Source organism: Bariatricus sp. HCP28S3_F11 (assembly GCF_052065395.1).
Taxonomy (GTDB): Bacteria; Bacillota; Clostridia; order Lachnospirales; family Lachnospiraceae; genus Allocoprococcus.
The window spans coordinates 1-11,348 of record NZ_JBQHUC010000055.1; the positions used below are offsets into that span (position 1 = coordinate 1).

At 41.2% G+C, this 11,348-nt stretch carries 9 protein-coding genes and 2 pseudogenes; all 11 read right to left on the minus strand.

Annotation, left to right across the window (positions count from 1 at the left end):
- Positions 1-382: 382 nt before the first annotated feature.
- Positions 383-1,186: an SDR family NAD(P)-dependent oxidoreductase gene (locus ACTNBR_RS15515; RefSeq protein WP_427806981.1), complete on the minus strand. Its 804-nt coding sequence runs from the start codon at positions 1,184-1,186 to the stop codon at positions 383-385.
- 136 nt (positions 1,187-1,322) lie between these two features.
- Positions 1,323-3,452, minus strand: coding sequence for an LTA synthase family protein (locus ACTNBR_RS15520; protein ID WP_441019121.1), 2,130 nt, complete (start codon positions 3,450-3,452; stop codon positions 1,323-1,325).
- 26 nt (positions 3,453-3,478) lie between these two features.
- Positions 3,479-3,802, minus strand: a pseudogene (locus ACTNBR_RS15525) (guanosine polyphosphate pyrophosphohydrolase); the annotation flags it as partial.
- A gap of 148 nt (positions 3,803-3,950) precedes the next feature.
- The gene (locus ACTNBR_RS15530) at positions 3,951-5,033 is read right to left on the minus strand and encodes a M20/M25/M40 family metallo-hydrolase (protein ID WP_441019119.1); all 1,083 of its coding nucleotides are present in this window, start codon (positions 5,031-5,033) and stop codon (positions 3,951-3,953) included.
- A gap of 24 nt (positions 5,034-5,057) precedes the next feature.
- A complete protein-coding gene (locus ACTNBR_RS15535) occupies positions 5,058-5,816 on the minus strand; it encodes an amino acid ABC transporter ATP-binding protein (protein WP_441019117.1) in 759 nt (252 codons plus the stop codon).
- Positions 5,803-6,558 carry an amino acid ABC transporter permease gene (locus ACTNBR_RS15540; RefSeq protein ID WP_441019115.1) on the minus strand — a complete coding sequence of 252 codons (756 nt, stop codon included), beginning with the start codon at positions 6,556-6,558 and terminating at the stop codon, positions 5,803-5,805. The genes ACTNBR_RS15535 and ACTNBR_RS15540 overlap by 14 nt, the downstream gene beginning before the upstream one ends.
- Positions 6,559-6,574: 16 nt before the next feature.
- Positions 6,575-7,078, minus strand: a complete 504-nt coding sequence (locus ACTNBR_RS15545; RefSeq protein WP_441019113.1) for a GNAT family N-acetyltransferase — start codon at positions 7,076-7,078, stop codon at positions 6,575-6,577.
- A 12-nt stretch (positions 7,079-7,090) separates the two neighbouring features.
- Positions 7,091-7,603 (minus strand): annotated as a pseudogene (locus ACTNBR_RS15550) (hypothetical protein); the annotation flags it as partial.
- On the minus strand, positions 7,555-8,439 hold the full coding sequence (locus tag ACTNBR_RS15555; protein WP_441019111.1) for a glutathione S-transferase C-terminal domain-containing protein: 885 nt from the start codon (positions 8,437-8,439) through the stop codon (positions 7,555-7,557). The pseudogene ACTNBR_RS15550 and the gene ACTNBR_RS15555, both read right to left, overlap by 49 nt.
- Before the next feature lie 202 nt (positions 8,440-8,641).
- Entirely contained in the window at positions 8,642-10,000 is a 1,359-nt protein-coding gene (locus ACTNBR_RS15560; protein ID WP_441019109.1) for a DUF389 domain-containing protein, read from the minus strand.
- Between the two features lie 186 nt (positions 10,001-10,186).
- On the minus strand, positions 10,187-10,978 hold the full coding sequence (locus ACTNBR_RS15565; RefSeq protein WP_427806970.1) for a hypothetical protein: 792 nt from the start codon (positions 10,976-10,978) through the stop codon (positions 10,187-10,189).
- Positions 10,979-11,348: the final 370 nt, after the last annotated feature.

Consider the following 11,348-nt stretch of genomic DNA (forward strand, 5'->3'; position numbering starts at 1 on the left):
AAAAGCGCGCCGTAATTACAGGCACGTACAAAGAGACATCATTATGGAACTGATATAATAATTCGCTGTTTTTGTGCAGGAGACAGGAACTTTATTTTGCGAGACGACACTCAACTTCCCTTTGTTCTCTTTCGAGACCTTTTTAACGATACGGCAGAATTCACTTAATGTTACGGTCTGCACGATTGCTCGCACCTCTTATCAAGGTTACTTTATCCACTCGCTTAGCACCCTGTATTACTACAGCGCACCGAGTTTAGCTACACGGCTCACTGGCGATTACCGTGACCGGACTTGCACCGGCAAGTGTGGTCCAGCTTCGCTGGACACACGCAACAGAAAAGAGTTCCGCAAAGGGAACTCTTTTCAAAAATATTTTCTTTTACCATGTACGTGAGCTGAGCTGTTTGAACTGAGCAACGGTAGAAACATGTGCATTCAGACCACCGTCTACAGTAACAACCTGTCCTGTGAAATAGCTGCTTTCATCAGAAGCAAGATACAGACACATATTTCCGATATCTTCCGGGCATCCATAACGGTTAACCATGATGTTGCTCAGGAAAATGTCTTTCAGAGCCTGTGGTACATTTGCTTCATTCTGTGGTGTAACAATAAGTCCCGGACGAACACAGTTGCAACGAATGTTCTTCTTGCCGTACTGAAGTGCTGTAGACTTGGTCAGCATATCAACACCTGCTTTTGCACAAGCGTAAGCTGTTGATCCAAGGTCGCCTCCGCAGGAAGCCATAGAACCGATATTGATGATAGAACCACCGTTCTCATTCTTCTCTAAATATGGAAGTACGCATTTTGTAGAGTAGAATGTACCGCGCATATCACTCTGGAAAATAGCATCCCACATCTCAACGGTAAGCTCGTCAACACGTCCATCCTTCAGAGCTACGTTAGCAGCGTTATTTACCAATACATCAATCTTTCCGTATTTTTCCGCTGTGTCAGCAAATAACTTTTCGATACTTTCCAGATCTGTGATATCCATAAAGTGATAAGAAGCTTCTCCGCCTTCTGCCACGATACTGTCTACAACAGCCTGTCCTTTTTCTGCTCTACGTCCGCAAATCACTACTTTAGCGCCTTCAGCTGCAAATAATCTTGCGATCCCGATTCCGATTCCGCTGGTGGAACCTGTAACAATTGCAACTTTGTCCTGTAATCTTCCCATGATAATCATCCTCCTTAATTATGCATTCTGCACGTATATTCATATAATAACGTGCCGAATTTCAGCTAATATTACTATAGCGCATTGCACCCAATAAATCAATAGATTTAAAACATATAAATAAAAGTTATTATTTTCACAAACCCGTGACCAACCGGTAATAATCATTTTCAATGATGATCGATGTCATTTGAAGCCGGCAGGCAGCTATGGCTTTGATACGCTCCGTGTAAGCTTGTATTTCTTCATCCGTCATAGAAACTCCCAAAGCAGGCGTGAACGTGCCGGTAAAGCGATTATAACTCCCCTTGTCCGTCAGCCATGAACTGGAGAAAAACACGACCAAAGGCTCGGAATCCGAAAGAATATCCCTTCCTGCCAGAAGCCTGGAATCATAATCGAGCCCCAGTAAATTCAAAACCGTCGGCAGAATATCCACCTGACAGCAGGGTTTGTTAACCGTCACACTCTCTTCCATCCCAGCAGTCCACATAATAAGTGAATTCTTATATACGTCAAAATCCACGGACTTCTCATTCATCGATTCAAGAGAATCCTTTCCAAAGGAGCGTCCCGCCAGTTCTTCTATAACATCAATATCCGAATAAGGAATATGATCCGGAGCCATAACAATCAAAGTCCGGTCTGCAATTCCCGCTTCCTCCAGCGCATTTACCAGACGGGTCAGTCCCTTTTCCAGTTCCAGGTTCGCCGCAATATAGGACTTTGTCTTCTCCGAGTACGGAAGAGACGCCACAGCCTCCTGATTCCTTTTGGACATCTGGTTGCTTTCAAACCCATACGGCAAATGACCGCTCAGCGTCAGATAATAGATATGAAACGGTTCCTTTGTCAAATACTCTTGAAGACTCTGTTCCACCATATAGTCGTCCGACTGGGGCCAGTAAGCATCGCCCTCCTGATTTATTTCTTTCGTCAGAAGATTCTGACACTCCGAACACTGCCGCCAGTCATATCCCAAATTAGGATGTGACAGAGCCCTGCCATACATATTTTCATTAAAATGAAAACCAATACACGTATAATCCAAAAGCTGCAGTATATTTGCCAGCGTAAAAGGCAGGCTTATTCCTTGTTCCCCAGTCTCCTTCATGCTGACCGGAAAGCCATTTTTTGGGTACAGTCCCGTAAGATTCTGGAATTCACCCCCGGAAGTACTTGTAAAATGAAGCGCCGAATAAAACCGGTTGAATACGAATCCTTCATGTGTCAGCCGGTACAGCGTCGGAGTCAATGTCTCATCGATCAAATACCCGCTGAATCCTTCGGCCGTAATAAATATTACATTATAGTTTTCAAACATTCCCGTATACTCATTTTTTCTCGTCGGCGTTACTGTCTGAATATACTCCGAAAGCCATTTTACATCCTCATTCGGGGCTTCATCGATCCATTTTTGCAGATCCAGCTCCAACACATTCGGAGAAGTATCAATTTCCGGTTCCGCCACCTCCTCTGCTATTTCTTCATCCTGAACCGCCTTCTCATTTTCCGCATAGGCAAGCTGTTCCAGACTGATATCCATATTACTGTTACTTCCGAAAATCATATGTTTACAATCCAGACGAAGCATCGTAAGAAGTCCCAGCTGCTCCACCTGATCATCCGTATTCGTATCCATAGCATAGAGCTTTTCCGGAGTAAAATCGCCTTCCCAGGGATAAAGATAAACCATAGCCAGCGCCAAAAGATAAAACACCACACAACCTATCATCGGAACAGCGGTAAATCTGTACAGAAACAGGAGTCTTTTCTGTAGAGGCCACCGTTTTTTTGTATCGGTTTTTATCTTTATTCCAAATGTATCAATTCGAAAAACCTGTATAGCACACATCATTCCCGGAACGACCAGCATAAGAAGCAACCCGATCCAATTCTGTTCAAGAGCCTTCACAACGGCATTTCGATAATCTCCGAGCCGATTGCCTGCAGCCGTATCGAGCGCACTGAATAACTGAAAATACTGCTGCAGAATCCTGCGGCAGATCATTTCCACACAAAACAGCACGGCCAAAAACAAACTGAACACACTTGTCAGAATATGCCTCGTTCTTTTGCTAAAACAGTTCACCAGAGCGCTGACCAGCATTCCAAGTGAAACCGCAAAACAGGCAATAATCGGAAAATATGCCATCCTAAGCCGCATATAGAGATGAAAAACCAATTCCAGGTATAATAACAGAATCGGAAAATATAGAATACAGGCATATTTCATAACCCTTCTCAAGCTATCTTTTGTTTGCATTTTTATTCCCCTTTATCTGACTGACATCAATCAATCAGATCATTCTGAAATCTCGACAAATGTTCATACGGCAGGATCTGTCTTCCCCGGTAAAGCCCACATCCATCGTTGATCAGACTGTTATTTACAGCCGAAAACATGTTTACATCCAATTCTGCCAGATTCAGCTGAAGCAGACGCATCCCCCGCTCATACGCTTCATCAAAATAAATACATTCCCATTCCGGAACCGCATCTCTTCTAACTCGTTCGTTCTCCTGACGTTTCTCGTACCCCAGATGATTGGCCGGTCCGATTTCCGCAATATCGTCCATTGTTTTTGTACAAAGCAGATCTTCCATATAATTCTGAAGTATTTTAATAACCGTATCTCCGGAATACAGGTAATCGTTCAATGTTATCATTCGTGTCACTCCTGATATTGATTCTTTTAATTGACATTAATTATAACACACATATCCTGCATTTTCAGTTTTTTTCTTTATCTTTACTGTTTATTTATATCTCTTCATTTCTCACAATTTCCTTTAATATTTCCACCACCTTTTCCATTTCAAAAAGATTCGTGTATTCCTCAACACTATGCACGTTATACATAGAATTGGCGACAACGATTCCTTCGATTCCTTTCTGCGCAAATGCATTCTGGTCGCTTCCTCCGAATGTCTTCTCCAGTTTTGGCGAAAGTCCAACCGCTTTTACTGCATTTTCAAACTCTTTCACAGCTTTGCTTTCTAATAAAGTCTCATAGGCCTGAATATGAATTTCCTCCTCCCATGACACAGTTGCTCCAGAAGCGGCTGATTCCTCTTCAAAAATGCATCTGTATTCATCTGCAAGTCTAATTGCATCCTCATGTTGCATACTTCTTATTTCTCCCTGAATCCTTACTTCATCAGGGACAATATTGGTCCCTTTTCCACCTTGCATGATGCCCACATTTCCCGTCACACCTTCCTTCACTTTTCCAAGCTGCAGTTTTCCGATCGCCCTCGACGCAGCCTGAATTGCATGAATTCCTTCTTCCGGATTAAATCCTGCATGTGCCGCTTTTCCGCGAACTACAGCTTCAAACGATAAAATCGTAGGTGCTGCATACGCTGCCCTTCCGACCGGACCACTCAAATCCAGCACATATGCTGTTTTTGCTTTTACCTTACGAAAATCAAATTTCTTAGCGCCAACACAGTACCGTTCTTCACCCGTAGTAAATAGAAGTTCTATTGCTTTATGTGGGATATGATTGTCCATAACATATTTTGCCACTTCATAAATTTCCACCAATCCGGAATAGTCATCAGCGCCCAGAATCGTTGTTCCATCACTGGAAATTATACCGTCTGCGTTTACAACAGCCTTTTTCCCCTTCCCTGGATTCACAGTGTCCATGTGAGCAGACAGCAAAAGGTAATCCCCTTTGCCTTCAATTTCAGCATAGAGATTACCCGAATTGTCTTCTTGAAGATGAATACCTATTTCCTCATATTTTTTCTTTAAAAACTTTATAATCCCATTTTCTTCTCCTGAAGGAGAATCAATTTCAACCAGTTGTAATAATAACTTCTTTATTTCTTCAATCATCGACACATACTCTCTCTTTCCTCATCAAATTACATAATCCGGTTCATTCATCAGATTCATTTTGCGGAAGAATTCTATTGTACGTTCATTCTTTGGATTATCAAACACTTCTTTCGGAGTTCCATCCTCCACAATATGCCCTTTATCCAGTAAAATCACTCGATTAGACACATGTCGCACAAAATTCATTTCATGCGAAACCAGAATCATCGTGTAACCTTTCTCTGCCACCCTCTTGATTACATCCAGGACTTCACCAACAAGCTCAGGATCCAGCGCTGATGTAGGCTCATCAAGAAGAAGAACCTGCGGTTTCATAGCCAGAGCACGTGCAAGAGCCACCCTTTGCTGCTGTCCTCCTGACAAATGTTTTGGATAATGATTTGCCCATTGCGCCATTCCCACATTTACCAATTCCTGCATCGCAATTTTTCTTGCCTCATCTTTTTTAATCTTCTTTACCGTAACAAGACCTTCCATTACATTTTCCAGAGCAGTTTTCTTCTCAAACAGGTTAAACTTCTGAAAAACCATTCCGGTATTTTTTCGCAGATCCAGAAGATTTTTCGGCTTCTTCTGAGCAAGTTCCACTCTCTCTTCGCCTATATATACCACACCTTGCTCTGGAATTTCAAGATGGTTGATACAACGCAGTAATGTCGATTTTCCAGTTCCCGATGGGCCGATCACTCCCACAACATCACCCTTGTGGATTTCCAGATTCATATCGTCCAACACCACATTATCATGATACTTCTTTGATAAATGTTCAATCTTTATCATATATGCACTCCTTTATACGCGCCGGTGACACCATCGCAACTTGCTCCGGTATACGTATTCGTTTATCAATAAACTTAATCAATTGTTCAATTATAATCGTAATGACCCAATATATGATAGCAAGTGAGACATATACTTCAAAATAACGATATGTCCTTCCTCCGATGATTTTACCCTGGGCAGTAATCTCTACAACTGCGCAGGTAAATGCCAACGATGTCCCCTTGATAATACTGATCAACGAGTTACCCAATGTAGGAAGCGCCACCTCGAACGCTTCCGGGATAATAATTCTTCTCAAAGCCTGTCCATAGGTCATACCAAGCGCACTGGCGGCCTCTATCTGTCCCGAATTTACTGACTGCAGGGCAGAACGTATTATTTCAGCCATAAACGCCGCCTGATTCAAGCCCAATGCAATCATCGCATACACAAACCCGGGAATATCAGCCACAGCAAGATCAGTTCCCCAGCTGTTGTTGATTGCCGTAAATATCATCGGTATCCCGAAAAATGCGACATAGAGTTGAACAATGACAGGCGTTCCTCGAAGCATTGATATGATAATATTCACAATCTGTGTCAGCACTTTTATATTTTTCATCTTAATAATAGCCATTATGAGCCCTATAACAAGTGCAAGCACCATCGCCAGCAATGCCAGTTCCAGAGTTATAGGAAGCTTTTCCAACAATTCAGGTATTGATGAAAATACCAGTGAAACATCAAATAATTTACCCATTCCCTTTTCCCTTCTATTACACGTATTTTTCTACCAGAACAGTCGAAAATCCCAGATTTATCTTTGGCAGGGAGGCTTCATCTGCCGCCTTTTTCCTCTTTCTTTTCTTATCATACGCATGAGGATCAACTGTAGGATTTGTGATGTATCCCAACTTATGATAGAAACCGGCCGCTCTGTCCTGACTGTTAATAACAATATGTCTGACACCATTCTCAATCAACCATTTTTCCGCTTCCCTGATGAGTATACTGCCATATCCTCCCTTTTGCTTTTCACGAACCACACAGACACGTTCAATTTTCCCGATTCCATCTGCCGGATATGAAATCCGGCATCCGGCAACCGGCTTATGATCTTCCAGTATCACAACACCTTCTAAATCATCTTGAGCTTCTTCCCCCGCAAATTCTAATTCCACAGGGATATTCTGACCAAAGCAGAAGGCATCCGTTCTTACATAATCATATGCTTTCTTTAACCATTCATCCGTTTCTTTATTAATACGATATATTTGCATACCCGTTTCCTCTTAATTAATTGTTTCTTCCAGGTATTTCGGATCTACTGAAGTATCAACTCCCAGATATTTCTTTGTAATTTCCGCAATAGTTCCATCTTCTTTCATTTCCTTCAGAACCTTATCTAAATCCTCACGAATCTGAGCTCCTTTTTCATTTTTTGCGAGAAGGAAATATGTATTATTCTGCGGGAACAGGAAATCTTCTGTCTCTGCATCAATGTCATTGGCCACAAGCTGACCTTCCATTCCAAATTTTGGAAGCAGATTCTCTATGATTGGTCCGTCATCAATCGCAAAACCTGTCGTTCCGTCTACGATATGCTGATAACGAACTTGAAAATCTGTCTCAGAATAAATGATATTGATTTGTTTCTCAGGATGATCTTTATTCCATTTTTCTAATGCATTTCCTGTAAGACTTCCCGCAGTCAGTTCAATCTTGTAGCCTCTTTCAGCCGCATCTTCAAGAGACTCTAACGGCTGATCATCCGCTCTTTGAATATATTCATTAAAGCTTGTCTTGTATGGATATGAAAAATAATAAGATTCGGCTCTCTCATCGGTATATCCATAATTATTACATCTGCATCCGTGATATAATCACCGAATATAAAACGGTTGGTTTCAAGACGTTTCTCCAGTTTGTCAAGTGATTCATAAAAATCTTCATACGCCTCAAAATATGCTTCCGGCGACTGACAGAAAGCCATTCTGTAATGGGAATTATTGATATGCGGAAATAACCAGTCGTTAAACTCATCGATCTCTTTTCTGAATTTCTTTGGATAAAGATCCGGTGCATCCTCGGGCTGGAATGGTCTGAACTGTACCTCGATGTAATTTGTGAGACGGTGGTAATCATTATTCACTGCCGTTTTATTCACAACATCTACCAGCGTTGGAGTTGTCGCTCTGCCTTTAAAATCCGGATTTGCTCTCTTGTAAAACTCACTTAAGAAATACGCCCCCGTCACCGGATCCCGGTGATCAGGCTGATTTCCAAACCCATGCCCATATACATTCGTTTCCCCAGAGTGAGATACTTTAATATCAGAAATAACATCCTGCAGACCCAGAATATCTCTCACAATTACCGGTCTGTTTGACCAATGGCATCCTGTTGCCCAGTAAATACGATATCTTCCCGCCTCCGCTTTATTGTCACCAGGCTTATCTCCGAATGGTTTTATAAATGCATTAGGCTGTCTGATAAACGCTCCCCTCTCATCAATTTCAACCAATGTTTCATTTGGCCTGGGATCAACACCCACTTCTTTTGCATGAAGCTCTGCCTCAGCGTCTGTGTAAGTGATCCCCTTCTCCTCTTCCTTAGATATATTATTAAATTCACAGCTCATAATCCCCTTCCTTTCTTATCTTATAATCCCTATATGTTTGATATGTATTATCTGCATAGGCTATTATATAACAAAATCCCGAAAATGCAACCCTTTCATCTATAACAGTTTTTTAGAGCCAATTATAAATACAAACTATGATATTCTGTCAAAAAAAGTCAGGACGCTTTTAGCTTCCCGACATTTACAATCAATACTAATTCTATTTTTGTTCAATAAACAGCCTTGCCTGTTCTACTTTGCTTTCTTCTTTGAGCCAATTCTCGATCACAGAGATCTCTGAATCAGTCAAATCCTTTTCCGCATCTGCAACAAGAATAATATATTCTCCCGTTTCATCTGCAATAATACCACATTTGCAGTCCGATAAACTTGAAAAAATGCTTTCTGCTTTATTTGACATCTGTTCCAGATCCAGTTTTGCAGTCGCTTTGCTCTCCATTTCCGCCAGCTGCTCCCGCTTCGCTTCCAGTTCTTCCTGAAGCTTGGCAATTGCTTTTTCCTGAACCGCAATAGTCACTTTGTCTGTATTCTCGCTTTCGCTTGCAGAACTAACCGTATTCTGCGTAACATGCAGCGTATATTCCTCCAGATCATATTTCTCCATTTCTCTTTCCAGAAATGAAATCGTCTCCTGATCGATCGGTGTGCCGACCAGCGATACAGAAATCATTTTCGCTGATTGATCGTAACTACTCTGCACCAACTGCGTATCACTGAAAACAAACTCTTCTTTCAAATAATCGGATATTTGGTTTTCTATGTAAGAACTGTACACTGTATATGCTCCGATCAACAAACTCGGAATCACGGTAACCACTGTAATAACTGCCACGATCCGGTTTATTCTCTTCTGTCTGCGTTCATCCATGCTCTGATGTGCAGGGACTCCAAGGAGAACCGTCACGAGTGCTGCCGAAAGTGCAATAAACAATGTATTAATAAAGAACAGATAAAATGCCCCGAGGAGAAATTTCGCCTGCATTGTGGCAATTCCATAACCAGCGGTACAAAGCGGTGGCATCAGTGCAGTCGCAATCGCTACTCCCGGAATTACATTGCTTTTCTTCTGCCTTGTATTTCCGATAATCCCGGCTATACCACCGAACAAAGCAATCAGTACATCCCAGATCGTGGGGCTTGTACGCGCAATCATCTCTGCCGTAGGCTCTCCAAGCGGAGAAATAGAAAAATAAATTGAAGACGTAATCAAACTGATCACCATCTGTACTCCAAAACTGAGAAGCGCACGCCGCATCAGTTTGAGATCCCTTACAGCAAGAGAATATCCCATCGTCAGTATTCCACTCATAAGTGGGGAAATCAGCATGGCTCCTATAATCACCGCAGTGGAATTGACATTCAGACCGATTGACGCAATCATGATAGCCATCATCAGTATCCACATATTAGAACCGTGAATGTCCGTGTTCTCCTCCATCATCGCATCGATATCCTCATAGCTCATCATATCACCGCGGATATCAAATAAATTTATTAAAAATCTTTTTAGTGAATTCATTTTTCCCTGCTTCTGTTCGTTTATATTATCCTGTATCATATTATTTACTCCAACTTTCTTTTCCCGAATCAATCAAATCACCTCTCTGGCAGCACAAACATTATCAGGAATAATTATAGCATATATCATCGAATCATGACATTTTTCTGAGAAAAAATATGCATAAAATATGCATATCTCAATTCTGTGATTATTCAGTACACCCAAAATAGTCAATTATTATTCTCAAAATTGCAAATATCTGTTTACCAATCCTTCTATTGTTTTTGAATTCAAAATACTCTGTTCTGTTTCAAAAGTGAGAATCAGACGATCCCCCGGATAAATATCATTCTTTTGATAGGACTCTATTTTTCGGACCGCACTTCTTGCATATTCCTGCTTATCCACCATGCCTTCATGTTCCCAGTATATCTCCTTCCCTATTTTCTTCGACAAAAATGTAAAATCAGGATATACAGTACCATATCCTTTCAGATATAAAGGTTTTTCATATTTGTAAAGTATGTTTCTTCGATAAAAGTAATCTGCAAGAATTTTCTCTGACTTCGATCTCACGCGTTCCCCTTTTTCACTCAGAATCACCACAGTTCCTTCCTGAAATCCTTTCCCCTGATATTCTTCCGTATACCATTCATTAAGAAGTTGCTTCCATGTTGCTTCCACAGGCGTAACTAAAGCTTGTCTGTCTGCATGCAAAGATGTAAAAAGTTCCTCGATCTCATCATCTGAATAATCTCTCGTAATTTTCTTAATCTGTTTTAGTCTCGATTCTGCCTTTTTTATCACCGACAAGTTGTAAGTCTTTTGCGCAAGCTTTTGGGGTAAAGATTTGTCTGATTTCGGAATATAGATTCCACTATTATCCTCTGTACAATGGTAATATCTGATTTTATTTTTATCTTTTGAGATTCTTAGATGTCCATCCGGTGCTGTAGACAATCCTTCTTTTGCTTTATTTACAATGTTTTCCAGATATTTCTGCTCCTGTAAAAGCATTTGTTTTAGACCTTGCATATCTTTTCTCCTACTATTGACTTATATCTGATTTCTTGGAATTACAGTCATCCTTCATCGACATCGGAGGTGACTTGTTTTTGATTTCTTAGAATTGCGGTCATCCTTCTTCGACGTCGAGGGTGACTTGTTTTTGATTTCTTGGAATTACAGTCATCCTTCTTCGACGTCGAGGGTGACTTGTTTTTGATTTCTTAGAATTGCGGTCATCCTTCATCGACGTCGGGGGGTGACTTGTTTTTGATTTTTTGAAGTTAAGGTTGCATATTCCGCAAGAACTGCGCATCCGTTCCAGAGGAACGGAGCGCCATTCCGCTTCAAACTGAGCAAAGCTCAGCAGGTTGATTAATTACTATTGGTTATTCTGCGA